The sequence below is a fragment of the Maricaulis sp. ABE4_448 genome (assembly GCF_056160825.1).
The window spans coordinates 230,273-255,598 of sequence record NZ_JBSWXX010000004.1 but is presented as its reverse complement, the minus strand read 5'-3'; the positions used below and the strand labels follow the sequence as shown (position 1 = coordinate 255,598).

Below are 25,326 nucleotides of genomic sequence, written 5' to 3'. Positions count from 1 at the left end.
GGTTTTGCGTTTTGGAGGCACCAGCATGACGACCAAAGCCGTCCTGTGGGATCTGGGCAATGTCCTTCTCGACTGGTCCCCGCGCCGCTTCTACGAAAAACTGTTCCGCACCTCCGAGGAAGTCGATCACTTCCTGGGCGAGGTGTGCACGATGGACTGGCATGCGGCGCACGATCGCGGCGTGCCCATGGCCGAGAATCGCGAGCACCTGATCGCGAAATATCCCCACTATGAAGACGCGATCCGCGCTTGGGAAACCGGCATTGACGGCATGCTCGACGGCAGTGTTCCGGGAACCGATATCGTCATGGACACGCTCGCCGAACGGGGAGTGCCGCAGTACGCGCTCACCAACCTCCCGGCAGAATGGGTGGAACCGGTCAACACGCTCTACCCGCAGATGGCGCACATGAGGGACGTCATCGTCTCGGCCCATGAAGGTGTGATCAAGCCGGACCGCCGAATTTACGAGATCGCGGCCATGCGCCTGCCCTTCGCGCCGGAGGAGATCGTCTTCTTCGACGATCGAGACGACAATGTCACCGCGGCGCGCGAGTTCGGTTTCGATGCCGAAGTGTTCCGGGGTGAAGGCCCGCTGAAAGCCGCCCTGACAAGCCGCGGACTGCTCTGACCGGCCAGACCCGCGCCGCACCGCCGCACCAGATGATGCATCTGCGCACTATTCACCACGCATCCTTTCGCCTTTAATGCGTACCCAGTCATCGAAAGCGGGAAATTCGGCGTAAGACCGGGTACCGCATTCGTTCGGGAAAGCGGTCGACAAGGGCGCGAGGAGACAAGCATGGACCTGAATTTCACCCCGGAGGAGGAGGCCTTCCGCGAGGAAGTACGCACTTTCCTCAAGGACAATCTGTCTGAAGATATGGCAACCAAGGTTCGCAATGGACGCGAGCTGGACAAGCAGGACATCGAGAGCTGGCACGCTCTGCTGCAGACCCGCAGCTGGCTGGCAGCAACCTGGCCGGAAGAGCATGGCGGCCCTGGCTGGAATGCCGTTCAGCGCCACATCTTCGAAGAAGAATGCGCCTTCGCGAACGCGCCGCGCATCGTTCCCTTCGGCCTGGGCATGCTGGGCCCGGTGCTGATCAAGTTTGGTACCGAGGAGCAGAAGAAAACGATCCTGCCGCGCATCCTGTCCGGCGAGGACTGGTGGTGCCAGGGCTATTCGGAACCCGGCGCCGGTTCCGACCTGGCCAGCCTGAAGACCCGCGCCGTGCGCGATGGCGACGACTACATCATCAACGGCCAGAAGACCTGGACCACGCTCGGCCAGTATGCCGACAAGATTTTCTGCTTGGTGCGCACCTCCACCGAGGGCAAGCCGCAGCAAGGCATTTCATTCGTGCTGGTCGATCTCGACACGCCGGGCATCGAGATGCGCCCGATCAAGCTGATCGAGGGCGGTTATGAGGTGAATGAGGTCTTCTTCACCGATGTGCGTGTGCCGGTGGCCAATCTCGTCGGTGAGGAAAACCAGGGCTGGACCATCGCCAAATACCTCCTGGGCCATGAACGCACCAATATCGCCGGCGTCGGGGCCTCCACCGAGGCGCTCAACCAGCTCAAGGCGCTGGGCCGCAAGGTGAAGCGCTATGGCAAGCCGCTCGCGGCCGACCCGCTCTTCGCGGCGAAGGTGGCCGAGGTCGAGATCGACCTGGAAGCGATGCGGATGACCAATCTGCGCATGCTGTTCGGCACATCGGACGCCCAGGGCTCGGTCTCGTCCATGCTGAAGATCAAGGGCACGGTGATCCGTCAGGCGATCAATGATCTGGCCCGCCGCGCGCTCGGTCCGGCCGCCGCGCCCTTCCCGTCCGAGGAGGTGATCGGCAATTACGGCATTGCGCCGCCCGAGGCGACGGCCAATGCCGCGAACTATTTCAACAATCGCAAGCTCTCGATCTTCGGCGGGTCCAACGAGATCCAGCGCAATATCATCACCAAAGAAACCTTCGGAGCCTGATCCATGGATTTCACACCGACAGACGATCGCCGGATGATCGCGGACAGCCTTCGCCGTTTCCTTGCCGATACCTATCCGCCCGAACACCGCAACAAGATCGCCTATGAAGGCGATTACCACGACCCCAAGGGCTGGGCCGGCCTGGCCGAGCTGGGGATAATGGGCGCCCTCGTCGCCGAGGATGATGGCGGTTTCGGCGGTGCCGGTTTCGACATCACCACCGTGTTCGAGGAGATCGGCCGGGCGCTGTGTCCGGAACCCCTGCTGGGCAATCTGATGGCGCTTCGCCTCTATGCTGCCTTCGGCAAGTCCGATCGCATCGAAGCGATCATCGCCGGCAGCGAACGTGCCGCCTTCGCCTTCGATGAGAGCGACAGTTTCGGCGATCTCGGCGAGATTGCCGCCCGCGCGGAAAACGGCAAGCTGACCGGCCGCAAGACGGTGGTCTATGGCGGTCAGGCGGCCGACCGCATCCTCGTCGCGGCCAAGTCCGAAAACGGGCAGCTGGGTCTGTACGAGATCGAGGCGAAAGACGCCGAAATCCTGGCCTATCCGATGATCGATGGCGGCGGTGCCGCCGAGATCGTGCTCGACCGCACCCCGGCCGACTGCCTGGCCGACGACGCGGCCGAGGCCATCGAGGCGGCGCTCGACGCCGGTCGTCTGGCCCTGTGCGCAGAGGCCGTGGGCGCGATGGATGTGCTCAAGGAGATGACGCGCGACTATCTCATGCAGCGCCAGCAATTCGGCCGTCCGATCGCCATGTTCCAGGCACTGCAGCACCGGCTGGTCGATTTCTCCATCGAGATCGAGCAGGCCCGCTCCATCGTCATCCATGCCGGCGGCAAGTTCGAAACCGGTGAGCGCGCCCTCGCGGTCGCCAAGGCGAAGAACCTGATCGGCCGCGCCGGAAAGCTGGTGGCCGAGGAGGCCGTCCAGATGCATGGCGGGATCGGCATGACCTGGGAATATGCCGGCTCGCACTATGCCAAACGCCTGATCATGATCGATCATCAGCTTGGCGATACCGAAGACCAGCTGCGCAAGGTGATGGCGCTGACCGACATCAACCGGGCAGCCTGACATCATCCGGAACCCGCGTGAAAAGCCCCGTGGCCCGGCCACGGGGCTTTTTTTTGCGGTTTTCCGTCGCAACGAATCGCAGGCTTTCTTTCCGGCCGATAAGGGGAGACCTTGGCGCGCATGAATGCCACCGTGAAACTTGTCGCTGTCGGCCTTGCCTACACCCTGCTGGGCGAGATCGCGCTTCTGCTCTCCGTCCCCCCGGGCTTTTTCGTCCCCGTCTGGCCGGCCGCCGGCCTGGCCGTGGCCGCCACGGCGCTGTGGGGCCGGACGATGCTGATCCCGATCGGGATTGCCACCCTCATCGTCTCTGCAGACCTCGCCCTCCGCCAGTTCGGCGCCTCGCCGCGCGATGCGCTGTTCTTCGCCCTGTGCGGCACCGCCGGCTCTCTCGCTCAGGCAGAAGTCGGACGGTATGTGCTGACCCGGGTCAACCGGGATGGCAACTGGCCGCTGGAGACCGGCCGGGAGATCTTCTTTCTCATCCTGGTCGCAGCGCCGCTTGCCGCCCTGCCGATGGCGGCCGCCTTTCCTGCAGCCACCGCCCTGACCGGTCTGGAAACCGCTTATTTCCACGCCCCGCTTTACCTGCGGGCCTGGCTGTCGAGCCTCGTCGGTATTGTCGCATTCGCGCCGATCTTCCTGTTGCTCGCCGACCGCCACCAGGTGACACGGCGGCGCAAGATTGCCGTGGTCCTGCCCATGGCGCTTTTGCTGGTGACGATACTGACGATTTTCGGCTTCAGCCGTGCCGAGGGCATTCGGGACCGGCGCGAAACCTTCGCCGCGATCGCCGCCGCCGAGCAGCAGGCGATGAAGGATACGCTCGACCGGCTGCACCGCCGCCTGACCGAGCTGGGCGGGCTGTTCGCCGCCTCCGAATCCGTCACACCGGAAGAGTTCGAAACCTTTGTCTCGATCGCCTTTTCCCGCCAGGTCCGTGTCGAGGATATCCGTTGGGGCCCTCGCGTCTCGGTCCTGGCCGAGGCCAGCGGGCTGGAACGTTCGGCCTTCGGCGAGCGCACGGCCTCCCCGCTCGCCCTTTACCCGCTCGACCCGGCCGCGCCGGAGGCCGGCGGCATCGCCACCAGTCTTTCCGGTATCGGCATGCCCGGCATGATCGAGGCCGTACTGGCCGGACGGGTGCCGGTTGCCCGCTTGCTGGAACGCCGCGATGACGGGCATGCGGGCTTGTTGAGCGGCGTCCATTCGCTGGTGATAGCCGCCCCGGCCTATAGCGGCGGCCCGGCCCCCGAGACGCCCGAGGAACGCCGGCGGCGGCTGAGCGGTCTGGCACTGGGCAGTATCGACCTCACCACCCTCATCACCTCGATGACGCTGCGCCACGGCACGGATTACCGCCTGCATGTCGAGGATCGTTCCTCCGGCGTGCCGCACACGGTGTTCGGCCAGGCGCCCGCATCCTTGCGGTCAAGCGTCACCCATCTGATCGAAATGGAGGGCCTGACGCTCGCGCTGACCTATACGCCGACCTCGGCCTTCCAGGCCGCGCATCAGGACTGGGTCTCCTGGTCGCTGCTGGTGATCGGCATCGCCTTCATCACCCTGCTCAACGCCCTCACCCTGCTGACGACGGCCCGCACCGACCTGGTACAGCGCCTGGTCGAGGAGAAGACGGCCGAGACGGTGGCCCTGTCGCGCAATCTGGCGCTGATCCTGGAAAACGCCGCGGACGGCATCATCAGCACCGATGCGGACGGGATATCGACCATCGTCAATCCGGCCGCGGCGCAATTGCTGGGCTATACGCCGCAGGCGCTGACCGGCACGGTGCTGCACGATGTGATCCACCCGGTCGATGCCGACGGCAGGCCGCATACCCGGGCCGATTGCCCGATGGTCACCGAAACCCGCGAAGCCCCGGTGCGCAACGGGGTCGAACCCTTCCGGCGCAAGGACGGGACGAGCTTTCCGGCGGAATATTCCAGCGAACCCATTTTCGACGAGACCGGCGGGCTGGTCGGGGTGGTGACCGTGTTTCGCGACATCACCCGCCGCCAGGAGGCCCAGGCCGAACGCGAACGTTTCATCACCGAGCTGTCCCGCGCCAATGAGGAGCTTGAACGCTTCGCCTTCGCGGCCAGCCACGACCTGCAGGAGCCGCTGCGGCTGATCTCCAATTTCAACGCCCTGCTGGCGCGGCGCTATGACAGCGCTCTGGACGATTCCGGGCGCAGCTACATCCAGCACTCCATCAAGGCGGCAGAACGCATGCAAGCCCTGATCGCCGACCTGCTGGCCTATGGCCGGCTGAACTATGATTCCGAACCGCGCGAAGTCGATGTTCCATTGGGCGACATCGCTGAGGACGCGATCCGGAACCTGCAGACCGCAATCGACAAGACACAGGCCCGGATCGAAGTGTCCGACCTGCCCTCAATTCGCGGCAGCCGGGCCCAGCTGACCCAGCTGATGCAGAACCTCATCGGCAATGCCATCAAGTATCACAGCTCCGGCAATGCCGTTCACGTCAGCGTCGATGCGCACGAAGAAGACGATGCCTGGCGGATCAGTGTCGCCGACAACGGCATCGGTATTGCGCCACAGTACCGCGAACAGATTTTCCACCCTTTCAAGCGCCTGCACGCCAAGGACGAATATTCCGGCACCGGAATGGGATTGGCAATTTGCCGAAAGATTATTGAGAGTCATGGAGGTGTGCTATGGGTTGAAGAGAGCCCCTCCGCTGGAAGCCTGTTCCTTTTCACCCTGCCGAAAGCCATCGAACCGACACATGATCAACGCTGACAAGTCCGCCTCGAAAAGACCGCATATCTTGCTCGTCGAGGACAATGCCGGTGACGAATTCCTGGTCCTCGATGCGTTCGAGCAGGCCAGCTTCCCCTACGAGATGGAAGTGGTACGCAATGGCGAGACTGCCCTGCAGCGCCTGCGCGGCGAAGGGGAGTTTGCCGGACAGCCCGTGCCCGATCTCATCCTTCTGGACCTCAACCTGCCCAAGCTGGACGGCCGGGACGTGCTGCGAATCGTCAAGGGCGATGCCGACCTTGCCCAAGTCCCGGTCCTGATCCTGACGACCTCGTCCTCGCCCAGCGATGTGGACATCTGCTACGCGCTCCACGCCAACGCCTATATGACCAAGCCTTTCGAAGTGGATGGCTATGACGCGATCGTCCAGTCGATCGGGGCCTTCTGGTTCAATGTCGCGACACTGCCGCACCCCATGAGGCATGGCAGCCGCGTGTCGCCTTAAATCCTATCCACAATCTGTTTGCGGGTGCTGGACGCAGCCGGGGCAAAGGCTATCCTCTGCACCATGATGAGCCTTTCAGCATTCGTCCTGCTCGCAGGCTTGGCCTTGCAGGAGACGCCGCCGGCCGATGTCGAAGTCGCACCGCGCACGGAATTCCGCACGCCGGAAGCCCGGCTGGAGCAGCGGCTGGACGCGCTGGCGCAGGCGCAGACGCCGCGTGAGGCGGCACCGCTCGTCGATGAAATCCGCGCGCTGTGGGCACATTCCGGCAGCGACACCATCTCCCTGCTGATGGATCGCGGCGGCGCAGCGGAAGCGGCGGGCGATGTTGATATCGCTATCCGCATGTACGACCACGTCACACGGCTGGATCCGGACTTCGCCGAAGGCTGGCTGGCCGCCGGCCGCATGGCGGCCCGCGTCGAGGACTGGGCCTATGCCCTGGAAACGCTGAACACGGCGCTGACGCTGGAACCGCGCCGGTATGACGCCTATCTGACGCTCGGCCGGGTGCTGGAGCGGGCCGAGGAAACCCAGGCCGCGCTGGAAGCCTATGAAGCGGCGCTGGCGATCTATCCGGCCCATGAGAACGCCCGGCAGGCCCGCGATCGTCTCGCCGACGCACTCGCCGGCCGGTCCCTCTGAGGGCCATGCCCTTTTGGCTGACCATACTGGCCGGTGCCTGTGTGCTCGCCGGTCTGGCCGCACTTCTGGCCCGTCACACGATACGCCGCATCGAACAGGCACACCCGCCCGGCGGCCGTTTCGCCGACATTTCGGGAACCCGGCTCCATTATCGCCGCAGCGGCGATCCGGCACGCCCTGTCATCCTGGTCCTGCACGGGGCGGCTTCCAATCTGGAAGAGCCGCACATGGCCCTGGCCGAGGCCCTTGACGGCGAGCATGTGATCTGGCTCGACCGGCCCGGTCTGGGCTGGTCGCAGCGTCCCGGCGGGACCTGGTCGCCCCGTCGCGAGGCCGCACTGATCGCGGCCTTTCTGGACCATCTCGACATTCGCGCCGCCACAGTGATCGGGCATTCCTGGGGCGGGGCCATTGCGATGCGCATGGCGATCGACCATCCGGCCCGCGTGGACGGGCTGGTCCTGCTGGCCCCGGCTCTGTCAGCCTGGATCGGCACTGCCGCCTGGTTCAACTCGGCCAGTTTCTGGCCGGTGATCGGCCCGTTTCTGTCCCGCATTGCCGTCCCGCTTGCCGGCCGCGGCCAGGCAGCGTCGGGGGCCATCTCGGCCTTTCACCCGGAACCGGTTCCGGATGCCTATCTCGACCGATCGGCGCTTCTGCTCCTGCTTCGCCCGCCGGTCTGGAAGGCCAATGCGCGGGACATGGCGATGGTCAATTCGCACCTGGAAGACCAGGAGACCGCCTACAGCACAGTCGAGACGCCGGCCGTGATACTGGCCGGCAAGGCCGACACCGTGGTCTGGTCGCACCGGCATGGCGGCCAGGTCGCGGCGCGCATGCCGCGCGGCGAGATGCGCTGGATTGCCGGTGCCGGCCACAATCTGCACCACCACCACCCGCAGGCCGTGCTGCAGGCCGTCCATGATGTACGCCGACAACTGCGCGAAAGCGTGCACTCGGCTGGCGGAGCGGCTTGAGGCTGCCCGCTCGCGGATTTAGTCTCCCCGCCCGTCCCCAGAAGAGGTTTGCGACATGGCTTTCTCCGACAACGTGCTTGAAGACTCCGGCCCCATCGACCAGTCCGACGCCATCGGCGGCGCCGCACGCGAGCAGATCAAGGCCTTCGTCGCCCGGATCGAGCGCCTCGAGGAAGACAAGGCCAATGTCATGGCGGACATGAAAGAGGTCTATGCCGAAGCCAAATCGATGGGTTTCGACACCAAGATTCTCCGCAAGGTGATCTCGCTGCGCAAGATCGACCGCCGGGAGCGCCAGGAAGCCGACGCGCTTCTGGAATTGTATCTCGGTGCCGTGGAAGGCTAAACTGGCCGCCTCCCCGCAAAGGAGGCCCGATGTCTCGCAAGATCGACGAGAAGAAGACCAAGCGCGCCCTGCGCCGCCTCGACCGTGCCCGCAAGGCCGCGGAAGAGGCGGGAACGCCGGATCGCGAGCTGTCTGAATGGGAAGGCGAATTCCTCGGATCGCTCGAGGAACGGCTGGAAACCTATGGCTCGGCCTTCAACGATCCGGACAAGGGTAATACCGAGGACGCGCTCTCGGCCCGCCAGACACTGAAACTCCGCGAGATCGAGAAGAAGGCGAAGGGCAAGGCGCGCAAGCCGATGTCGCGGGGCAGCGGTTTTCGGCGCAAGGCGACGTCCTTTGCGCCCCGTAGCCGTGACATTCATGATGATCTGGAGCCCGACAACGGTGACATAGGTGCAACGCGCGGTGACATTTCGCCGGATCCGGTGGAAACGCCGGAGACCCGCCGCGCCCGGTTCCGGATTGTCGACCCGTCCGGGGACCCGGAAACATAGCGCGCCGACATCGCGGCGTCTTAGCCTCCCGTTAAATCTGATACCGGTTTCCGGGCGCGCCGACGCGGGCGCGCGGGTATCGTGTGGCGATCAAGAAAACGGTATCGCCCATGCCCAACAACATCGCCCTTATCGGCCAGCTGGAAACGGCCCTTTTCGATGCGCTCGACGAGGCGGAAACTTCCGGCCTCGGCACCGAAGCCGGTCGTAACGCCTTCCGCCGGGCCATGACGTCGCTGGACAGCACCGTCGAAAGCCGCACCGAGCATCTCTACACCCCGCTCTCATCCGATCCGCTGACCCGGGACTATGTCTCCCTTCTCGACGGCCAGCTGAACGGGCTGACAGCCCGGATCGAGGTCTTGCGGGCCCATATCGAGCTGGGACTGGAAACCGGCAGCCGGGAAATCACCCGGCTCGACGCCTCGCTGACCCGGCTGGCCCGGCAGCTGAAAGTCCGCTTCAGCCGCGAGGCCGCCCTCATCCCCGTCTATTTCAGCTGGTGCGACCGCCACGCCGGCGACGCGCTCGCCAGCGCCTGATTCCGTCCCGCAGACGACAGACCGGGCCGGGCAGCCCTGCCCGGCCCGGTCCTGTTCTTGTGTGCCCCACCCGGTCTGCCCGTTGTCCCGTTGGCAGGCGCGTTCCGGATGTCCGGATCAGCCCGCGGCGCGGACCCCGTCGACATCGAGATCGTATTCGCGGACTTTGCGGTAAAGCGTCGAGCGGCCAACACCGAGACGGCGGGCGACTTCGCTCATCCGGCCGGCATAGGTCTCGATGGCGAACTCGATCAGATCGCGCTCAATCTCCTCGAGGGAGCGCAAATGCCCGCCTTCATCCATGATTTCGACCGGGCCCAGATCCGGCGCATTCATCGCCATCTCTGCGATATCCCCGGCGAGCGTCTCGGCACCCGGCGCCGGTGCTGCGGCCTCGAAATCGGGCGTCAGGCCGGAGATCTGCGGGAAGTCCTCGGGCTTGAGCATGTCGCCATCCGACAGGACGACGGCGCGGAACACCGCATTTTCCAGCTGACGCACATTACCCGGCCAGTCATAGGCGGCCAGCAGCGCGTGCGTTTCCGGCGCGGCATCGATGATCGACTTGTTTTCCTGGGCGTTGAAGCGGCCGATGAAATGGCGCACCAGCGCGGGAATGTCATCCTTGCGGGCCTTCAGCGAAGGCACCTCGATCGGGAAGACGTTGAGACGGTAGAACAGGTCCTCGCGGAAATTGCCCGCGGCCACCTGCTCAGCCAGGTCGCGATTGGTGGCGGAGACGATCCGCACATTCACCTTGACCGGACGCTTGGAGCCGACCGGGTCGACCTCGCCTTCCTGCAGGGCGCGCAGCAGCTTGACCTGCATGTCCAGCGGCAGTTCGCCAATCTCGTCGAGGAAGAGCGTGCCGCCATCAGCTTCCTGGAACTTGCCCATATGCTTGCCGACCGCACCGGTGAAGGCCCCCTTTTCGTGACCGAACAGGGTGGATTCCACCAGGTTTTCCGGAATGGCGCCGCAGTTCACCGCCACAAAGGGAGCATCGGCGCGCTTGGAGGCGGCCATGATGGACCCGGCGACCAGTTCCTTGCCGACGCCGCTTTCCCCGGTGATCAGGATCGGAATGTCCGATTGCGCCGCGCGCTCACCCAGACGCACGACCTGTTTCATGGCCGGCGCGCCGGCAATCATGTCGGCAAAGCCCAGCTTGTTCGTCGCCTTGCGCGACAGACGCTGCACTTCGCCCGACAGGTTCTGCACCTTCAGGGCATTGCGGATCGACACCGCGATGCGTTCCGGGCTGGCCGGCTTGACGAAGAAGTCGGAAGCCCCGGCCCGCATGGCCGCAACCACCGTCTCGATGCCGCCGGACGCCGTCAGCACGATGACCGGCAGGTTGATCTGCTTGCGTTGCAGGGCTTCCAGGGTCTCCATCCCGTCCATGCCGGGCATGATCAGGTCCAGCAGCATGACGTCGACCCCCGGGGACGCCACACGATCCAGAGCAGCCTCGCCGCTTTCGGCGGTTTCGGCCTTGTAGCCCTGCTTCTCGATCACCGCCTGCAAAAGGCGGCGCTGTGTCGGATCGTCGTCCACGATCAGAACTGTTTTCACCATCTCACCCACGCCTTTTCGGTCGCCTTGTTTTCGCCGGGCCTTTGGCCTCGCTGTCCGTTCTGGACAGGGCGTTGATGCGAACCGTTATGGGACAGTCTTCTAAATTTCACGTTTAAGAGGCGGCAACGAGCGGTTAAGCATAAGGCGGGGACCCCGTCCGATTGCGGGGATGCGAGGGAGACAGAATGCCGCCGGACAGCAACACGCCTGCAGGCCGTCCTGCAGCGGATGCCGTGCACTGGCCTTTCGGGCCCGGCGACGCATTCGCGCAGCTGCGTGCAGAAGACCACCGTCTCGCGCTGATCCACTCGCTGCCCGGCATGGTGGTCTGGCCGTTGGTGCTGGTTGCCCTCGCCTTTGCCTTCCAGTTTGCCGGCGGTTTCCTGTGGGCCCTGGCCGGGGGCCCGAAAGGGATGATCCAGCTGGATACCGTCGCCTTTGCCGCCATGTCGCTGGCCTATTTCGCCTTTGCCGCCGTGATGTGGCGCTGGCTGCAGCGCGCCGGCGTCCATCGCGGCACGTTCGCATTCTGGCCGCTGCGCGCCTCGGATCTTCTGGCGACAGTGCTCATCATGATCTTCATGATCTTCGTCGCCGGCCATCTGACCCTGGCCTTCCACGAGTTCGCCATGCTGGATTCCAGCCTGACCCTGTCGGGTGGCGCCTCTCGCGACGAGGTCTCCAATGTCGACAATTTCACCCACTCGAATGCGGCGCTCTGGTCGATCATCCTCCTGACCCTGGTCGCGGCGCCGCTGGCCGAGGAAATCCTGTTCCGCGGGTGGATGCTGCCCATGATGATCTCCCGCGGCGTGCCGGCGGTGTTTGCCATCATGATCTCCGCCCTCGCCTTCGGCCTGCTGCACACGCCGCAGGGCCTGATGGTGATGACATCGACCTTCCTTCTGGGCATCGCGCTGGGCATTGCCCGCATGGCGACCGGCCGGGTGACCGCACCCTTTCTGGGCCATGTCGCCAACAATGCCTGGGCGGTGTTTGCCGTTCCCGCCATTCTCCAGCAGGTCTCCACGTGAGATTGACCTTCCCGGAGCGGAGGTCTAGCGCTAGGTCATGAACAAGAAGAACACCGCGGCCTCCCCGCGCCCGCCCGCACCACTGATCCAGTTCGCTGGAGAAAAACCGCCGGCCCCCGACTGGTTTGCCAATGCCCTGGCCAAGCCGACCGAAGCGGGTGCGGTGACGGTCGAGGGGGCGACGGTGTGCTGGAAAGCCTGGGGCCAGCGCGGCATGCCCGGATTGATCCTCGTGCACGGCGGCGTGGCCCACAAGGACTGGTGGGACAGTATCGCGCCGTTCCTGGCCGATACGCGCCGCGTCGTGGCGCTCGATCTCACCGGCATGGGCGACAGCGATCACCGCGAGCGCTACTCGATGGACACTTACGCGCGCGAGGTCATTGCCGCCGGCGAGACCGGTGGCGCCTTCGATGCGGGCAAGCCCTTCCTGACCGGTCATTCCTTCGGCGGCTTCGTGTCGCTGGCAACGGCCACGGATCATGGCGAGAAACTGCGCGGCGTGGCCGTGCTGGACAGCCCGATCCGGCCCGCGGACGAACAGCGCCGCTCCTCACCGCCCAGCCGTGGCGGCACGGTCTATCCCAGTTTCCAGGCCGCCATGGAGCGCTTCCGCCTGTTGCCGGAACAGCCCTGTGCCAATGCTTTCCTGCTGGACCATATCGCGCGTCAGAGCCTGAAACAGGCGACCCGGCCCGACGGGTCGCCCGGCTGGACCTGGAAGTTCGATCCGAAACTCTGGGACAAGCTGCACTATGACCGCCCGCCGCCTGCCCAGCTGGCCGACCGCCTGAACACCCGCGTCGCCCTGTTCCGCGGCCAGGACAGCCGTCTGGTCACCGACGAGATCTGGGCCTTCATGCGCGAGACCTTCGGTGAGGAAACGACCATGGTCTCCATCCCCGACGCCCAGCACCACCTCATCCTCGACCAGCCCATCGCCGTGGCCGCCGCACTGGAAGTCCTGACCGGCCCGGGCTGGGGGGTGTAGGGCTCCCTTCTCCCCGGCGGGGAGACGGTGGGCGAAGCCCGGATGAGAGACGCCGAAACCAGGGCTCGCCCCGCTTGCGGGGCAGCTGTCCGCGTCAGCGGACTGAGGGGGCGGTGCGGAGCACCGCAGAGCGCGGCAGCGCGCATTCACTCACCCCCTTCGACCTCACCCGGCCCGAGGCCGGGTTCGGCCACTTCCCCCGCTCACGCAGGGGAAGCCCACCCTATTCCGGATGCGAGTCCAGCTCCTGGGCGACGTCTGTCGGGATGTCGGCGGGGCGGGAGGTGAAGGTGTTTTTCAGGGCGCTGAAGATGGCCGCCAGAACGACAAGTGCCAGCCAGACGCCGCCGATCTGCAGCGCTCGCTGCGGCAGCGGATCGAGATAGCCGAAATCGCGATAGGCCAGCGCCACCAGCGCGCCATAGACGGCCAGGGCAATCACGGCTGACCAGACGGCAAACGGTATCTTCATGGCAGCGACCTCCCTTGAGAGGAAAGCTAGCAAGCGGGATGCCAGCTCACAACCAGCCACGCTCGCGGGCAAGCCGGGCCGCCTCGATCCGGTTGGCAGCACCCAGTTTGGAAATCGCGCTGTGCAGATAATTGCGCACCGTGCCCCGTGCCAGCCCCTCGGCCTCGGCGATGGCGGGACTGTCCATGCCGGCTTCGGCCAGGCGCAAAAGACGCCGCTCGGTATCGGTCAGCGGATCGGCTTCGCTCCAGGCCTGTTCGGCCAGGCCCGGCGCGATGACCCGCTCGCCCGCGGTAACGCGGCGGACGGCTTCGGCGAGTTCAGTGGAGGGTGTGTCCTTGAGCAGGTAACCGCTCACGCCCGCCTCCAGCGCCCGGCGCAGATAGCCGGGCCGGTCGAATGTGGTGACGATCAGCACGCGCGTCTTTGCACTGTCACGGCGCAGCTGGGCCGCCAGTTCCAGACCGGTGAGACCGGGCATTTCGATATCGGTGACGAGGACGGCCGGTTCGTGACGGCGCACCAGATCCAGCGCCTCGCGGCCGGTCGCTGCCGTTCCGGCAACGGCGATATCGCTTTCCAGCGAGAGGAGTGTCGCCAGCGCATCGCGCAGCATGGTCTGGTCTTCGGCGATGACGATATCGATCATGAAACCTCCCCCTCAGCACTGGCCGGCCAGACCGCGCGCAAGGCACTGCCGCGCCCGTCCAGCCCGCGTGCGGTGTGAAGCGTCATGCCGGCTTCGGCCAGCCGCTGGCGCAACCCGTCCAGACCGCCGCCGGCAAAACGCGCGCCGCCGCGGCCATCATCGGCCAAGGTGAGGACCAGGCCGTCCTCATCCGCATGCAGGGAGATGACGACACGGCGCGCACCGGCATGGCGCAGCACATTGGTCGCGCCCTCGCGCACCACCATGCCGAACGCCCCCGCGGCCATGTCGGACAGGTTTGCATCTGCCAGCAGATCGAGGCTCACCTCCAGACCGGCATCGCGCAGGCGGCCGGCGATCTCGCCGGCGACCTCGGGCAGCGGCCGCACCCGCAGCCCCGTGACCGCCTCGCGCACCTCGGCCAGGGCGTCGCGGCCGATCTGCTGGATCGCCGCCAGTTCCGCCCGGGACCGTTCGGGATCGGCATCGAAGAGGCGGTTGGCAAGGTCGGCCTTCAGCGTGACGACCGACAGCGTGTGGCCCAAGAGGTCGTGCAGGTCGCGGGCGATACGCTGGCGCTCGGCCTCGACGGCGCGGGCGGCGGCATCGGCCTCCATCTCCTCGCGCACGGCCTCGCGCTCCTCGCTGCGGGCCGACCAGGCCGTCGCCGCCGCGATGATCGCGCCGAAGACGAGATAGGCCAGCCCGTAAAGCCAGGGCACGCCCGTTGCCAGACAGCCGGCCACCAGGGCGGCGAGCCAGGCAACGAGACCGATACGCTGCCATTGCCGGTCGCGGATGCGCGCCATCATGGCGACGGCAAAGATCAGATAGACCGCAGCGCCCGGATTGACCGTCAGCAGCCAGAAGCCCAGCAGCTGGACTGCCAAGGCCGCCGGCAGGCTGGTCCAGTCGCGGCGGATCATGGCGAACACGAAGAGGCAGAGGAAAAGCGCCGTCGCCATGATGGTGACAGCGAGGGTCTCGCCCACCGGCACGCCGTAGAACCACGGGGCAAACGGCAGCACCAGATAGACCAGATAGATCCAGGGCCGGTGGGGCGAGAGATGCCGCCACCACCGGCCTTGTGTCTTCTCGTTCTGCAGGCGTGCCTTCACGCGGGCTGCTCCGTCATCGTCATGGCCTGAAGGCCCTTCTTACGGCGCAAACGGCCCAGTTCCCAGCGCATCCCGCCCGCAGCCAGCAGGTAGAGGGCGGCGACAGTCAGCGGCAGCACGTCGAACCGGCCTTCCGGGAAGGCGTACCAGAGCACGGTCACGGCAGCGACGCGCACGATGGCGTGGATCAGGCAGACGCGGCTGCCATAGGTCCAGCCGATGACCGGCCAGTGCAGCGTCATGCCGATGGCCAGGCTGAGCGGGGCCGCGTCCGGCGAGAGGCCCAGAACGATGAAGTGGACCGGCCAGAGCATGTTGATCGACATCACCGAAAGGAGGCCGACCCCGGCGATCGGCGATTTCGACTTCATGAAGGGCGAGGCGAGCGGTTTTTGCAGCAGAAGGCCCAGCGGGAAGATCATGCCGGACAGGGCCGCTGCAGTCAGGGCCCAGTCTTCCGGCGGCAGATAGCGGCTGAGCACGGCCAGGGCGATCCAGTAGATCGCGCCGGCCACGGGCAGGGAAATGCCGCCGCCGGCATCGAGATAATACTGGTCCTTGACGCGCTGCAGCTGGGTTTTGAAATCCTGGGTCATGTGAGGCTCCGGTGTTCGTGTCTGGAACCACTCTCGCCCCCGGACCGCCCTCGCGGCAGAAACAGGTCTCATCGATCGGACATGACAGGTGTCATGCCGGGCATGGCGCCTGCCGCCGGCGGCAGCCCCGCATCTTGGCGGGGGGCGCAACGCGTGCTATCCGCTCGGTCACATGGCATCTTTTGACAGGGGTTGCAGCAATGGCGGCTGATCACGTTCGCGGCGAGATGGACATTTCCCAGCACAAATCCACGTTCGACGGTTTCATGGCCGTCAGCACCTGGGGCTCTCTGCTCACCGGCGTGACGGTGCTCTACCTCACGCTCGCCTTTGCCGTCGGCATGGACTGGCTCGCCTCGCTGATCGGCGTCGCCATTGTCGGCGTCATCGCCGGCCTCGTCCTGCAGATGAAGATGAGCTGGTATGTCACGGTCGCCGGACTGTTCGTGTTCGGACTGGTCTGCGGCGGCGTTGCTCAGCTCTTCAGCCTGGCGATCAGCGGTTAAATCTGCCCCGGCGGCAGCGCTATACTGCACCGCACAAAGAAATTTTTCTGCAGGCCTTCCCCTTCGGGAAGAATTCGACCATGCTCGCCGCAAACAAGCCAAAAAGCGGCGGGAGACCATGCGAATTGCCATTCTGAAGGAGCGACATGCGGGTGAGACCCGCGTGGCCGCGACCCCCGAAACTGTCAAGAAATTCGTCGGTGCCGGCCATGAGGTCGCCATCGAGAAGGGCGCCGGCGTGGCTGCTGCCATTCCGGACGACGCCTTCGCCGAGGCCGGCGCCAAGATCGGCACGGCAGCGGCAACGCTGAAGGGCGCCGAGGCGCTGTTCGGCGTGCGTACACCGGACGAGGCCACGCTCGCCAAGCTGAAGGGCGTGCTGCTCGTCTGCCATCTGGAACCACACGGCAATACCGCCAGGGCCGAGGCCCTGGCCAAGGCCGGGATCGACGCGCTGGCGATGGAATTCGTGCCACGCATCACCCGCGCCCAGGCAATGGACGCCCTGTCCTCCCAGGCCAATCTCGCCGGCTATCGCTCGGTGATCGAGGCGGCGCAGCTCTACGGACGTGCCTTCCCGATGATGATGACGGCGGCCGGCACGGTCGCCCCGGCCAAGGCCTTCATCATGGGGGTCGGTGTTGCCGGCCTGCAGGCCATCGCCACGGCCCGCCGCCTCGGTGCCGTCGTCACCGCCACGGATGTGCGTCCGGCGGTGAAGGAACAGGTCGCCTCGCTGGGTGCGAAATTCATCGCGGTCGAGGACGAGGAATTCAAGCAGGCCGAGACGGCCGGCGGTTATGCCAAGGAAATGTCCAAGGAATACCAGGCGAAACAGGCCGAGCTCATCGCCAGCCACATCGCCAAGCAGGACGTGGTCGTCACCACCGCGCTGATCCCCGGACGCCCGGCCCCGAAACTCGTCTCCAAGGCGATGGTGGAAAGCATGAAGCCCGGTTCGGTGATTATCGACCTGGCTGCGCCCACGGGCGGCAATTGCGAGCTGACCAAGGCCGACGAGGTGGTCGAGCACAAGGGCGTGAAGATCGCCGGCTTTGCCAATCTGCCGGCCCGGCTCGCCGCTGACAGTTCTGCGCTCTACGCGAAAAACCTCGCCAACCTGCTGCCGCTGCTCGTCGACGATAACGGCAAGAAGGCGCCGCACTGGGATGACGAGGTTATCCAGGGCATGGCGCTGACCAAGGCCGGTGAAGTGGTGCACCCGAGCCTGGTGAAGGAAGGCGCGTGATTTTCGCATCCCTCCGCAATGTGATGGCGTGGCTGGCGGCCATTGTCATCGTGTCCGGAGTGATGCTGTTGTTCCTGGGCGCGTTCTCCGGAACTTTGCTGGCGGCCGAACCCTTTGACGAATACGGCCGCCAGGCCGGCCTCAGCGCCGACGCCCGACTTGTTACGTATGCCGCAGGCATTGCAGCCCTTCTGACGGGCGCTGTTCTGCTCTTCGGCCGGAGCCAAATTGGAGGTTTCAATGGAAGCCGTTGATCCCGTCATCTTCCGCCTGGCGATCTTCGTCCTGGCGGTCTTCGTGGGCTATTACGTCGTCTGGTCGGTGACCCCGGCCCTGCACACGCCGCTGATGGCCGTCACCAATGCCATTTCCTCGGTCATCATTGTCGGCGCGCTTCTGGCGGCAACAGCGACGGCCGGCAGCGAGGTCGCAGGCCAGGCCGCGTCCGGCGGCGGTGCGGGCTTCTCGCGCGGGCTGGGCTTTGTCGCCATCATCCTGGCGAGCGTGAACATCTTCGGGGGCTTCCTGGTCACCCGGCGCATGCTGGCCATGTACAAGAAGAAGGAGCGCTAGACATGTCCGTCAATCTGGCTGCCCTCCTCTATCTCGTCTCCGGCATTCTCTTCATCCTGGCCCTGCGCGGCCTGTCGAGCCCGGAAACCGCCCGCCGCGGCAATCTGTTCGGCATGGCCGGCATGGCGCTGGCAATCGTCACCACCCTGCTCGCCGTCGACCTGGACGCGCTGTCGCTGGTGCTGATCGTGGCCGGTATCGCCATCGGCGGCGGGGTCGGCGCGGTGATCGCGCGGCGCGTGCCGATGACGGCGATGCCGCAACTGGTCGCTGCCTTCCACTCGCTCGTCGGCATGGCGGCCGTACTGGTCGCCGCGGCCGCGCTCTACGCGCCGAACGCCTTCCACATCGCCGACGCGCTGGGCAATCTCAAACAGCTCTCCCTGTTCGAACTGTCCCTGGGCACGGCGATCGGCGCCATCACCTTCTCCGGTTCGGTGATCGCCTTTGCCAAGCTGAACGGAAACATGTCCGGCGCGCCGATCATCCTGCCCGCCCGGCACATACTGAACATCGCCATCGGCGTCTTCATCGCCCTGATGATCGCCTTCCTGATGGCCTCGGGCGGCGATGCGAAACTCGCCTTCTGGCTGATCACCATCGCAGCCCTCGTGCTGGGCATCACGCTGATCATCCCGATCGGCGGCGCCGACATGCCGGTCGTGGTGTCGATGCTGAACTCCTATTCCGGCTGGGCCGCCGCCGCGCTGGGCTTCACGCTGGAGAACACCGCGCTGCTGGTCACCGGTGCGCTGGTCGGCTCGTCCGGTGCGATCCTGTCCTACATCATGTGCAAGGGCATGAACCGCTCCTTCATTTCGGTGATCCTGGGCGGGTTCGGCGCCGACAGCGCTGCAGCCGGCGATGCCGGTCCGCAGGGCAATGCCAAGATGGGCTCGGCCGACGACGCCGCCTTCGTGATGAAGAATGCCGGCAAGGTCATCATCGTGCCGGGCTATGGCATGGCGGTCGCCCAGGCGCAGCACGCGCTGAAGGAAATGGCCGACATGCTGAAGGAGGAAGGCGTCGAGGTCTCCTACGCCATCCACCCGGTCGCCGGCCGCATGCCGGGCCACATGAACGTCCTCCTGGCCGAGGCCCAGGTGCCCTATGACGAGGTGTTCGAGCTGGAGGATATCAACTCCTCCTTCTCCAATGCCGACGTCGCCTTCGTGATCGGCGCCAATGACGTCACCAATCCGGCCGCCGAGGACGATCCCGGCTCGCCGATCTACGGCATGCCCGTCCTGCAGGTCTGGAAGGCCCGCACGGTCTTCTTCGTCAAGCGCTCGCTGGGTTCCGGCTATGCCGGCGTGGAGAACCCGCTCTTCTTCCGCGACAACACGATGATGCTGCTGGGCGATGCGAAGAAAATGGTCGAAAACATCGTGAAAGTGCTCGATTGACCATGACGGTTCAGCGGCCGTTCAGCCTCGCGCCTCAAGGCTGAACGGCATGCTGGCCGAACTCGCCCTTCTCGCCTCCGGTCCCGTATCGGACGACTGCACCTGGAACGGCATCCCGCTCTATGGCGAGGTCGCGGTGGTCGACAGCTTCCCCGACATCCGCGTGCAGATCGTGGACAGCTTTCCCGACCTGAAGGTGAAACCGGTCGAGAGCTTTCCGGACAATTGCGGCGAATGGGAATTCGTCGACAGCTTTCCGGACTTCACGATCCAGTTCGTCGACAGCTTCCCGGATATCCGGATCGAATATGTCGACAGTTTTCCCGGGCGTCCCTGACGCGCCTCACACCACGCCCGCCAGCCCCCTGTAGACATAGCCGGACAGGCGCTGCGTCTTCGGCATGCAATCCGCCTCCGGACGCTCGATCCGGAAACCGCGATCGCCGATCATCCGCTCGACGGAACGGGTGCCACCGGCACAGGCGGCCAGACTGGGCAGTATGCGTTCGCAATCAAAGCCCGTCAGCGCACGCGCTGGAAGTGGAATTCGACGGTGCTCACCACACCCTCGGCGCTGCGCATATCGAGATAGGCCCGCATCGCATCCTCCCCGTCAGGCTCCAGCACCAGGCCAGAGAAAACGGCACGGTCGCCGTCCAGGGCCTGGAACTCGAATGTGACCTGTTCGCCGCTTTCTTCCCAGCCGGTGAAGTCGCGGTTGAAATGCTTCACGTGGTAGCCGAACTCGCCGTCGGGATTGTGACCGATCATCAGCATTTCGGAGAATTGCAGCGCGCCGCCGGCACTGTACTGGAAGGCGCCGACCAGTTCGCCCGATGCCGTGCGCATCCAGCATTCCGACATCTCGCCCGCAAAACCGGGCCCGCCCCAGCACCCTTCCAGCCAGCCCAGAGCGGCCAGCACCTCGTCCGGCTCGTTCGCCAGCGACGAGGCCGGGAGCAGACCCAGCCAGACCGTTGCAATCAGAAAGACACGCATTTGAAACCCTCCAGCAGCCCGCACTGCCCACCTGGCAGCCATGGCGTTGACACTCGGACACTCTCGGTAGAAAGGCGTGTCATGCCTTGCGATATCATACCGGTGCGCGAAGCGCGCGCCATTCTCGACCGCGCGGACGTGTTCGGCCGCCTTGCGCCCTTCGATCCGCGTTGGGTCGGCTCGATCCCGCTGGATGTGCACGGGCCGGATGCCGATGCCGATATCGCCTGCACGGCCGGCCCCGATCTCGCTGCCTTCCGCGACGCCCTGATCGAGGCTTTTCCCGGTGCTGCCGTCGCCGACAATGAACACGCCGGCGAAGCCTCGGTTATCGCCCGGCTGACACTGGAGGGCATGCCGGTGGAGATTTTCGGCCGCTGCCGCCCGGTGGAGACCCATGAGAGCTATATCCACTGGCTGGCCGAGGACCGCCTTCTGAACCTGGCCGAAGACCGGTTTCGCAACGATATCCGCGCCACAAAGGCCGAGGGGCTGAAGACCGAACCGGCCTTTGCCCGGGTGCTGGGCCTGGGCGGCGAACCCTTTGCCGAAATCCTCAAACTCGCCTCGCCCGGCGACGACGCCCTGCGGACGCTGATCCGCCGCGCCGGCTATGCCAAGAGGGGCACAGCGTCCTAGCTGCCGCCCGGGCCCGGATCGGTACCCGTGCGCAACCAGCCGGTGATCGAGACCCGTGCGCCTCGCACCTGGTCGCCGACGCGTGTCACGGCGTGCGGTTGCGGCACCTTGAACATCGACAGCGTGTTGCCGCGCGGTACGAAGGCAGTCTCGATGCTCCCGTCCGGGCCGTAGAACTCCAGCAAGCCGCCCCAGCCCTTTTTCCAGCCATCGGACAGGGTCAGCACATAGGCCGCAACGCGGTTCTTGCCGGCCACACCATCATCATGCGTGGTCAGGAAGTGGCCGCGCGTATAGCGGGTCAGCTGGGCATCGGCGAAGGCGATGCCGGGCGCGCCGAGGATGGTGCGCATCGGGTCCAGAAAAGCATCCGAATTGATCAGCTCGAACAGGTCGCACAGCGCCGGCACTTCCCGGCGCAGCTCGCCGCGGTGCCATTTGTCGTAGATCGAGTAGGTATCATAGAGATAGCCGAAGCCGCGCCTAGCTTCGGCATCGACATGGCGCTGGAACTCGGCCTTCTGGGCCGGAGATTGCTGTCCCATCGCCGCGGAATCGAGATCGATATGGCGGCCATTGAGCTTGGTCACCAGCGTCCAGCGCGGCACCGTATCGATGGCCGCACGCGCCGCCGCCAGCGTGTCATCGTCCAGCAGGCTTTCCACCTGGCAGCGCGTGGTGCCGGCCATCGCCTGGCGCGGCGTTTCGATATCCAGGGTTGGCGAAAGTGCAGACATGTCTTCCTCGTTCCGGGCCGTGCGGCATAGCTCTGGTTTTTGAGTGGTCGCATTTTCGAACCGCAAAACCGGTCCCCACTTTTGCTGAAAATGCTCTAAGCACAACCGGCGCAGCGCGGCGTTGCCGGATCAATCTCCAGCCGCCGCGCCTCGATCGTTTCACCACATTCCACGCACCAGCCGTATTCGCCAGTCTCCAGCCGTTCGAGCGCCGCGTCGATGCGACGAATTTCCTGCGCCCGCCGCGCCTCGGCCGCCTTGGCCATCGCCTGCACCTGCAGGGAATCCTGGCGCGACAGCCGGCCGACCGATTGCTGATCGAGCGCCACGGGCTGCCTGTCCTCGCGCGCGGCCGCGGACAGATCCCGCAATTCCTCACGCAGCGCGACAAGCCGCGATCTGGCTGTTTCCGGCTCGATGAACATGGTCTCCCCGACGGTCTGGCCGGACGCACTATCGCCCTGCGAGCGGTGCGGCCCAAGACCGGGCCGCAGCCGCCCGCCCGGCAGGGGGCGGGCCGGGAGGGACGCTTCGCTGTTCAATACCGGTGGATCACAGCGCGGTCCCACTCTAGTTTTGGAGGACACGATACTGAGGGGCATCATGTCAGAGACCATTCTCGCCTTGGACAGCGTCTCCAAGACGTTCAACGGCAAGCCCGCCGTCCGCGATGTCAGTTTTTCCGTGGAACGCGGCCAGATCACCGGCTTCCTGGGCCCGAACGGCGCTGGCAAGACCACCAGCCTGCGGATGTCGCTGGGCATTCTCACACCCGATCGGGGCACGGTTTCGCTGTTCGGCGGTCCGCCGCGTCCCGCGGCGCTGGACCGCGTCGGCTTCCTGCCGGAAGAGCGCGGCATCTATCGCAAGATGAAGGTGATCGATGTGATCGTCTTCTTTGCCCGGCTGAAGGGCGTTGCCCCCGCTGAGGCACGCCGCCGCGGCCTGCAGATGCTTGAGGAATTCGGCCTCGCCGAAGTTGCCGAGAGCAAGGTGAAGACCCTGTCCAAGGGCATGGCCCAGAAGGTCCAGATCATCTCGACCCTGGTGCATGAGCCGGAATTCATCATTCTGGACGAGCCCTTCTCCGGCCTCGACCCGGTGAACCAGTATGCGCTGGAGCAGGTGGTACGCCGGCAGGCCGAGGCCGGGCGCACCGTGCTGTTCTCGACCCATGTGATGGAGCACGCCGAACGCCTGTGCGACAAGATCGTGCTGATTGCCAAGGGCCGGAAAGCCTTTGACGGCACGGTCGCCGAAGCGCTCGGCCAGGTGCCGCGGCGCGTGACACTGGAGATCGTCTCCGATCATGATCTTTCCCAGGTCCTGGCCGGCAAGGGCGAGGTTCGCCGCGAAACCCAGGGCGAGCACGAGGTCTGGATTGTCGATCTCGCTGCGGGCGTCGATGCCCAGGACATTCTCAAAGCCTGTGTCGATGCCGATGTGAAGCTGACCCGGTTCGAACCGGTGCGCGCGCATCTGCACGATGCCTTTGTCCATCTCGTCGGCCGCGAAGCCGCCGCCCCGGAAGCGGAGACCGTCTGATGCGCAATATCTATCTGATCGCCCGCCGCGAATTCCTCTCCTATGTCGCGACGTGGGGCTTCTGGCTGTCGCTGCTTTCCGTGCCGCTTTTCATGGCGCTGGGCTTCGGCATGCCGATCCTGATCGAGAACTCCCAGCCGACCCGCTACTACGTGCTGGTCGACGAAACCGGCGGCCGCCTGGAAGAGGCCGTGTTCGAGCAGATCGGCCAGTCCCGCGCCGACGAAGCGGAACGCGTGCGCGAGGCAGCCAGCGAAATGCTGGGTGACAATCCGCAAATCCAGGCCGCACTGGATCAATCAGTCCAGCTGGAGGATGACAGCTATATTCGCGTCGATGCCGGCACGACTGATCTCGACGCGTTACGCCCCTATCTCACCGGCGATGCAGAGCTGGAAACAGCTGACGGTCCGCAGCCGCTCTTTGCCGCCATCTTCCTCAGCGAGCCCGTGCCGGGCCGCATCGAGATGGCCTACTGGAGCACCAATCTCACCGATCGCGACCTGCGCCGCGACATCCGGGGCGCCCTGCGCGACTACATGCATCTGCGGCACCTGGTGGAGAATGGCGTCGACCCGACCCTGATCGAGGCCGCCGAAGACCTCCAGCCGGTGGTGCGCGAGCTCAACCCGGAACGCACCGAAGAAGCCGCCGAAGTCACTGAAAGCGAGCGCCTGCCCATCGTGATGGGCGTGGCCACCGCCTTCGGCCTGTGGATCGTGATCTTCTCGGTGGTCAACATGCTGCTTACCGCGATGATCGAGGAGAAGGGCAACAAGGTGCTGGAAATGATGCTCGCCTCGGCGCGGCACCATGAAATCCTCACCGGCAAGCTGCTCGGCGTTGCCGCGGTCTCCGCCACCTTGCTGTTTTTCTGGGGCGGACTCGCCTCGATCGGCGGCCTGGCGATCCAGCAATTAATGGCTGCAGCCGACATCCCGGCGGCGGAAATCCTGGCGGCCCTGTTCGATCCGGCACTGCTGGGCCCGGCGATCGGCTATTTCATCGTCGGCTATCTGATGTACGGCGCCGTCTTCCTGGCGATCGGTTCGCTGTGCGAGACGATCCAGGACGCCCAGACCCTGATGAGCCCGATGATGCTGGTGATGATGATGCCGCTCTTCCTGGTGATGATGGCCATCGAAACGCCGGACTCACCCATCGTGGCGGTCGCCAGCTGGATCCCGCTGTGGACGCCCTTCATCATGCTGGTCCGCCTGCCCCAGGATATCGGCATGATCGAGATCATCGGCTCGACCCTGGGCATGGTGGTCACCGCCATGATCGTGATCTGGGGCGCCGGCGTCCTGTTCCGCATGGGCGCCCTCAACCAGGCCAACCAGGACACGGTGAAGAGCTGGTTCCAGTTCGGCGGGAAGAAGAAGGCGGCGGGATAGGGCGGCGCGGCGCCTACCGCACACCCCTTTCCGTAAACGTCACCAACACCCGTCATTCCGGCGAAGGCCGGAACCCAGGTCATAGGATCGGGTTGAGCCAAGTTTGGCACGATACTGTTCTGGGATCTGGGTCCTGACTTTCGTCAGGATGACGGATTGTGGGGCAGCTGGAACCCCGCTCCGCGGACCGCAATACCCAAAAGGAAAACGCCGCGCCCCGGATCCGGGACGCGGCGTTTTCGCGAAACCTGTATCAAGGTCTGGCGACCCTAGCGGCGACCGCCACGCTTCGCGATGAGACCCTCGCGCTGAGCCCGCTTGCGGGCCAGCTTGCGCGCACGGCGAATGGCTTCAGCCTTTTGGCGAGCCTTCTTCTCCGACGGCTTTTCATAATGATTGCGGCGCTTCATCTCGCGGAAAGTACCTTCCCGCTGCATCTTCTTTTTCAGCGCGCGGAGCGCTTGCTCCACATTATTGTCGCGCACAACGATCTGTACGATGGCTCTCTCTCCATTATCTGGACGCAAG

At 65.3% G+C, this 25,326-nt stretch carries 30 protein-coding genes; 21 read left to right on the top strand and 9 right to left on the bottom strand.

The window, feature by feature from the left end; all coding sequences use genetic code 11:
* Positions 1–25 precede the first annotated feature (25 nt).
* From ACXAJV_RS12725 to ACXAJV_RS12680, 10 genes are all read left to right on the top strand, one after another.
* Positions 26–631 carry an HAD family hydrolase gene (locus ACXAJV_RS12725; RefSeq protein ID WP_475085780.1) on the top strand — a complete coding sequence of 202 codons (606 nt, stop codon included), beginning with the start codon at positions 26–28 and terminating at the stop codon, positions 629–631.
* A 171-nt stretch (positions 632–802) separates the two neighbouring features.
* Positions 803–1,984 carry an acyl-CoA dehydrogenase family protein gene (locus tag ACXAJV_RS12720; RefSeq protein ID WP_475085779.1) on the top strand — a complete coding sequence of 394 codons (1,182 nt, stop codon included), beginning with the start codon at positions 803–805 and terminating at the stop codon, positions 1,982–1,984.
* Between the two features lie 3 nt (positions 1,985–1,987).
* On the top strand, positions 1,988–3,067 hold the full coding sequence (locus ACXAJV_RS12715) for an acyl-CoA dehydrogenase family protein (RefSeq protein ID WP_475085777.1): 1,080 nt from the start codon (positions 1,988–1,990) through the stop codon (positions 3,065–3,067).
* A gap of 120 nt (positions 3,068–3,187) precedes the next feature.
* Positions 3,188–5,836: an ATP-binding protein gene (locus ACXAJV_RS12710; protein ID WP_475085775.1), complete on the top strand. Its 2,649-nt coding sequence runs from the start codon at positions 3,188–3,190 to the stop codon at positions 5,834–5,836.
* Positions 5,823–6,302 (top strand): response regulator, encoded by a 480-nt coding sequence (locus ACXAJV_RS12705; protein WP_475085774.1) that lies wholly within the window; start codon positions 5,823–5,825, stop codon positions 6,300–6,302. Before ACXAJV_RS12710 ends, ACXAJV_RS12705 begins: the two co-directional genes overlap by 14 nt.
* A 63-nt stretch (positions 6,303–6,365) precedes the next feature.
* Complete coding sequence (locus ACXAJV_RS12700; RefSeq protein WP_475085772.1) at positions 6,366–6,947, top strand: hypothetical protein; 582 nt, start codon at positions 6,366–6,368, stop codon at positions 6,945–6,947.
* A gap of 5 nt (positions 6,948–6,952) precedes the next feature.
* Positions 6,953–7,924: an alpha/beta fold hydrolase gene (locus tag ACXAJV_RS12695; RefSeq protein ID WP_475085770.1), complete on the top strand. Its 972-nt coding sequence runs from the start codon at positions 6,953–6,955 to the stop codon at positions 7,922–7,924.
* Between the two features lie 55 nt (positions 7,925–7,979).
* Positions 7,980–8,270: a DUF2312 domain-containing protein gene (locus tag ACXAJV_RS12690; protein ID WP_475085769.1), complete on the top strand. Its 291-nt coding sequence runs from the start codon at positions 7,980–7,982 to the stop codon at positions 8,268–8,270.
* A 29-nt stretch (positions 8,271–8,299) separates the two neighbouring features.
* Positions 8,300–8,767, top strand: coding sequence for a hypothetical protein (locus tag ACXAJV_RS12685; RefSeq protein WP_475085767.1), 468 nt, complete (start codon positions 8,300–8,302; stop codon positions 8,765–8,767).
* Between the two features lie 110 nt (positions 8,768–8,877).
* The gene (locus ACXAJV_RS12680) at positions 8,878–9,309 is read left to right on the top strand and encodes a hypothetical protein (RefSeq protein WP_475085765.1); all 432 of its coding nucleotides are present in this window, start codon (positions 8,878–8,880) and stop codon (positions 9,307–9,309) included.
* 117 nt (positions 9,310–9,426) lie between these two features.
* On the opposite strand, the gene ACXAJV_RS12675 is transcribed toward ACXAJV_RS12680, so the two are convergent.
* Positions 9,427–10,887 carry a sigma-54-dependent transcriptional regulator gene (locus ACXAJV_RS12675; protein ID WP_475085764.1) on the bottom strand — a complete coding sequence of 487 codons (1,461 nt, stop codon included), beginning with the start codon at positions 10,885–10,887 and terminating at the stop codon, positions 9,427–9,429.
* A gap of 185 nt (positions 10,888–11,072) precedes the next feature.
* Here ACXAJV_RS12675 and ACXAJV_RS12670 point away from each other — a divergent pair, with 185 nt between their 5' ends.
* Together ACXAJV_RS12670 and ACXAJV_RS12665 are read left to right on the top strand one after the other, a co-directional pair.
* Positions 11,073–11,921 carry a lysostaphin resistance A-like protein gene (locus tag ACXAJV_RS12670; protein WP_475085762.1) on the top strand — a complete coding sequence of 283 codons (849 nt, stop codon included), beginning with the start codon at positions 11,073–11,075 and terminating at the stop codon, positions 11,919–11,921.
* A 37-nt stretch (positions 11,922–11,958) separates the two neighbouring features.
* Positions 11,959–12,912: an alpha/beta fold hydrolase gene (locus tag ACXAJV_RS12665; RefSeq protein ID WP_475085761.1), complete on the top strand. Its 954-nt coding sequence runs from the start codon at positions 11,959–11,961 to the stop codon at positions 12,910–12,912.
* 223 nt (positions 12,913–13,135) lie between these two features.
* Here the strand turns inward: ACXAJV_RS12665 and ACXAJV_RS12660 are convergent, their stop codons facing one another.
* The 4 genes from ACXAJV_RS12660 to ACXAJV_RS12645 are packed head-to-tail and all read right to left on the bottom strand — an operon-like array spanning position 13,136 to position 15,747.
* Positions 13,136–13,384 (bottom strand): hypothetical protein, encoded by a 249-nt coding sequence (locus ACXAJV_RS12660; protein WP_475085760.1) that lies wholly within the window; start codon positions 13,382–13,384, stop codon positions 13,136–13,138.
* Between the two features lie 46 nt (positions 13,385–13,430).
* Positions 13,431–14,033, bottom strand: a complete 603-nt coding sequence (locus ACXAJV_RS12655; protein ID WP_475085758.1) for a response regulator transcription factor — start codon at positions 14,031–14,033, stop codon at positions 13,431–13,433.
* Complete coding sequence (locus ACXAJV_RS12650; protein ID WP_475085757.1) at positions 14,030–15,151, bottom strand: sensor histidine kinase; 1,122 nt, start codon at positions 15,149–15,151, stop codon at positions 14,030–14,032. The genes ACXAJV_RS12655 and ACXAJV_RS12650 overlap by 4 nt, the downstream gene beginning before the upstream one ends.
* Positions 15,148–15,747 (bottom strand): DUF7010 family protein, encoded by a 600-nt coding sequence (locus ACXAJV_RS12645; RefSeq protein ID WP_475085756.1) that lies wholly within the window; start codon positions 15,745–15,747, stop codon positions 15,148–15,150. Before ACXAJV_RS12645 ends, ACXAJV_RS12650 begins: the two co-directional genes overlap by 4 nt.
* A gap of 200 nt (positions 15,748–15,947) precedes the next feature.
* On the opposite strand from ACXAJV_RS12645, the gene ACXAJV_RS12640 reads away from it, so the two are divergent.
* The 6 genes from ACXAJV_RS12640 (at position 15,948) to ACXAJV_RS12615 (ending at position 19,818) form a co-directional block, all read left to right on the top strand.
* Positions 15,948–16,253 carry an aa3-type cytochrome c oxidase subunit IV gene (locus tag ACXAJV_RS12640; protein WP_475085754.1) on the top strand — a complete coding sequence of 102 codons (306 nt, stop codon included), beginning with the start codon at positions 15,948–15,950 and terminating at the stop codon, positions 16,251–16,253.
* A gap of 118 nt (positions 16,254–16,371) precedes the next feature.
* Complete coding sequence (locus ACXAJV_RS12635) at positions 16,372–17,502, top strand: Re/Si-specific NAD(P)(+) transhydrogenase subunit alpha (RefSeq protein WP_475085753.1); 1,131 nt, start codon at positions 16,372–16,374, stop codon at positions 17,500–17,502.
* Positions 17,499–17,756, top strand: a complete 258-nt coding sequence (locus ACXAJV_RS12630) for a hypothetical protein (protein WP_475085752.1) — start codon at positions 17,499–17,501, stop codon at positions 17,754–17,756. Before ACXAJV_RS12635 ends, ACXAJV_RS12630 begins: the two co-directional genes overlap by 4 nt.
* Entirely contained in the window at positions 17,743–18,075 is a 333-nt protein-coding gene (locus ACXAJV_RS12625) for a proton-translocating transhydrogenase family protein (protein WP_271186975.1), read from the top strand. Before ACXAJV_RS12630 ends, ACXAJV_RS12625 begins: the two co-directional genes overlap by 14 nt.
* Positions 18,076–18,077: 2 nt before the next feature.
* Positions 18,078–19,481, top strand: coding sequence for an NAD(P)(+) transhydrogenase (Re/Si-specific) subunit beta (locus tag ACXAJV_RS12620; protein WP_475085751.1), 1,404 nt, complete (start codon positions 18,078–18,080; stop codon positions 19,479–19,481).
* 49 nt (positions 19,482–19,530) lie between these two features.
* On the top strand, positions 19,531–19,818 hold the full coding sequence (locus tag ACXAJV_RS12615) for a 7(1) septoil knot domain-containing protein (RefSeq protein ID WP_475085749.1): 288 nt from the start codon (positions 19,531–19,533) through the stop codon (positions 19,816–19,818).
* Between the two features lie 185 nt (positions 19,819–20,003).
* On the opposite strand, the gene ACXAJV_RS12610 is transcribed toward ACXAJV_RS12615, so the two are convergent.
* Positions 20,004–20,480 carry a DUF6265 family protein gene (locus ACXAJV_RS12610; RefSeq protein ID WP_475085748.1) on the bottom strand — a complete coding sequence of 159 codons (477 nt, stop codon included), beginning with the start codon at positions 20,478–20,480 and terminating at the stop codon, positions 20,004–20,006.
* Positions 20,481–20,561: 81 nt separating this feature from the next.
* On the opposite strand from ACXAJV_RS12610, the gene ACXAJV_RS12605 reads away from it, so the two are divergent.
* Positions 20,562–21,119 (top strand): DUF4269 domain-containing protein, encoded by a 558-nt coding sequence (locus ACXAJV_RS12605; RefSeq protein ID WP_475085747.1) that lies wholly within the window; start codon positions 20,562–20,564, stop codon positions 21,117–21,119.
* On the opposite strand, the gene ACXAJV_RS12600 is transcribed toward ACXAJV_RS12605, so the two are convergent.
* Together ACXAJV_RS12600 and ACXAJV_RS12595 are read right to left on the bottom strand one after the other, a co-directional pair.
* Complete coding sequence (locus ACXAJV_RS12600; protein WP_475085746.1) at positions 21,116–21,856, bottom strand: 2OG-Fe(II) oxygenase; 741 nt, start codon at positions 21,854–21,856, stop codon at positions 21,116–21,118. The two genes, ACXAJV_RS12605 and ACXAJV_RS12600, sit on opposite strands and share 4 nt — an antisense overlap.
* Positions 21,857–21,951: 95 nt before the next feature.
* A complete protein-coding gene (locus ACXAJV_RS12595; RefSeq protein WP_475085745.1) occupies positions 21,952–22,281 on the bottom strand; it encodes a TraR/DksA family transcriptional regulator in 330 nt (109 codons plus the stop codon).
* Positions 22,282–22,459: 178 nt separating this feature from the next.
* Between ACXAJV_RS12595 and ACXAJV_RS12590 the strand changes: the two genes are divergently transcribed.
* Both ACXAJV_RS12590 and ACXAJV_RS12585 read left to right on the top strand, forming a co-directional pair.
* A complete protein-coding gene (locus ACXAJV_RS12590; protein WP_475085743.1) occupies positions 22,460–23,401 on the top strand; it encodes an ABC transporter ATP-binding protein in 942 nt (313 codons plus the stop codon).
* Complete coding sequence (locus ACXAJV_RS12585) at positions 23,401–24,798, top strand: ABC transporter permease (protein WP_475085742.1); 1,398 nt, start codon at positions 23,401–23,403, stop codon at positions 24,796–24,798. Before ACXAJV_RS12590 ends, ACXAJV_RS12585 begins: the two co-directional genes overlap by 1 nt.
* A gap of 269 nt (positions 24,799–25,067) precedes the next feature.
* On the opposite strand, the gene rpsU is transcribed toward ACXAJV_RS12585, so the two are convergent.
* Positions 25,068–25,325, bottom strand: coding sequence for a 30S ribosomal protein S21 (gene rpsU, locus ACXAJV_RS12580; protein WP_366917239.1), 258 nt, complete (start codon positions 25,323–25,325; stop codon positions 25,068–25,070).
* Between the last annotated feature and the right edge of the window lies 1 nt (position 25,326).

Coding starts and splice junctions, on each gene's coding strand:
- ACXAJV_RS12725 (WP_475085780.1), top strand. CDS start 26: ATGACGACCAAAGCCGTCCTGTGGGATCTGGGCAATGTCCTTCTCGAC.
- ACXAJV_RS12720 (WP_475085779.1), top strand. CDS start 803: ATGGACCTGAATTTCACCCCGGAGGAGGAGGCCTTCCGCGAGGAAGTA.
- ACXAJV_RS12715 (WP_475085777.1), top strand. CDS start 1,988: ATGGATTTCACACCGACAGACGATCGCCGGATGATCGCGGACAGCCTT.
- ACXAJV_RS12710 (WP_475085775.1), top strand. CDS start 3,188: ATGAATGCCACCGTGAAACTTGTCGCTGTCGGCCTTGCCTACACCCTG.
- ACXAJV_RS12705 (WP_475085774.1), top strand. CDS start 5,823: ATGATCAACGCTGACAAGTCCGCCTCGAAAAGACCGCATATCTTGCTC.
- ACXAJV_RS12700 (WP_475085772.1), top strand. CDS start 6,366: ATGATGAGCCTTTCAGCATTCGTCCTGCTCGCAGGCTTGGCCTTGCAG.
- ACXAJV_RS12695 (WP_475085770.1), top strand. CDS start 6,953: ATGCCCTTTTGGCTGACCATACTGGCCGGTGCCTGTGTGCTCGCCGGT.
- ACXAJV_RS12690 (WP_475085769.1), top strand. CDS start 7,980: ATGGCTTTCTCCGACAACGTGCTTGAAGACTCCGGCCCCATCGACCAG.
- ACXAJV_RS12685 (WP_475085767.1), top strand. CDS start 8,300: ATGTCTCGCAAGATCGACGAGAAGAAGACCAAGCGCGCCCTGCGCCGC.
- ACXAJV_RS12680 (WP_475085765.1), top strand. CDS start 8,878: ATGCCCAACAACATCGCCCTTATCGGCCAGCTGGAAACGGCCCTTTTC.
- ACXAJV_RS12675 (WP_475085764.1), bottom strand. CDS start 10,887: ATGGTGAAAACAGTTCTGATCGTGGACGACGATCCGACACAGCGCCGC.
- ACXAJV_RS12670 (WP_475085762.1), top strand. CDS start 11,073: ATGCCGCCGGACAGCAACACGCCTGCAGGCCGTCCTGCAGCGGATGCC.
- ACXAJV_RS12665 (WP_475085761.1), top strand. CDS start 11,959: ATGAACAAGAAGAACACCGCGGCCTCCCCGCGCCCGCCCGCACCACTG.
- ACXAJV_RS12660 (WP_475085760.1), bottom strand. CDS start 13,384: ATGAAGATACCGTTTGCCGTCTGGTCAGCCGTGATTGCCCTGGCCGTC.
- ACXAJV_RS12655 (WP_475085758.1), bottom strand. CDS start 14,033: ATGATCGATATCGTCATCGCCGAAGACCAGACCATGCTGCGCGATGCG.
- ACXAJV_RS12645 (WP_475085756.1), bottom strand. CDS start 15,747: ATGACCCAGGATTTCAAAACCCAGCTGCAGCGCGTCAAGGACCAGTAT.
- ACXAJV_RS12640 (WP_475085754.1), top strand. CDS start 15,948: ATGGCGGCTGATCACGTTCGCGGCGAGATGGACATTTCCCAGCACAAA.
- ACXAJV_RS12635 (WP_475085753.1), top strand. CDS start 16,372: ATGCGAATTGCCATTCTGAAGGAGCGACATGCGGGTGAGACCCGCGTG.
- ACXAJV_RS12625 (WP_271186975.1), top strand. CDS start 17,743: ATGGAAGCCGTTGATCCCGTCATCTTCCGCCTGGCGATCTTCGTCCTG.
- ACXAJV_RS12620 (WP_475085751.1), top strand. CDS start 18,078: ATGTCCGTCAATCTGGCTGCCCTCCTCTATCTCGTCTCCGGCATTCTC.
- ACXAJV_RS12615 (WP_475085749.1), top strand. CDS start 19,531: ATGCTGGCCGAACTCGCCCTTCTCGCCTCCGGTCCCGTATCGGACGAC.
- ACXAJV_RS12610 (WP_475085748.1), bottom strand. CDS start 20,480: ATGCGTGTCTTTCTGATTGCAACGGTCTGGCTGGGTCTGCTCCCGGCC.
- ACXAJV_RS12605 (WP_475085747.1), top strand. CDS start 20,562: ATGCCTTGCGATATCATACCGGTGCGCGAAGCGCGCGCCATTCTCGAC.
- ACXAJV_RS12600 (WP_475085746.1), bottom strand. CDS start 21,856: ATGTCTGCACTTTCGCCAACCCTGGATATCGAAACGCCGCGCCAGGCG.
- ACXAJV_RS12595 (WP_475085745.1), bottom strand. CDS start 22,281: ATGTTCATCGAGCCGGAAACAGCCAGATCGCGGCTTGTCGCGCTGCGT.
- ACXAJV_RS12590 (WP_475085743.1), top strand. CDS start 22,460: ATGTCAGAGACCATTCTCGCCTTGGACAGCGTCTCCAAGACGTTCAAC.
- ACXAJV_RS12585 (WP_475085742.1), top strand. CDS start 23,401: ATGCGCAATATCTATCTGATCGCCCGCCGCGAATTCCTCTCCTATGTC.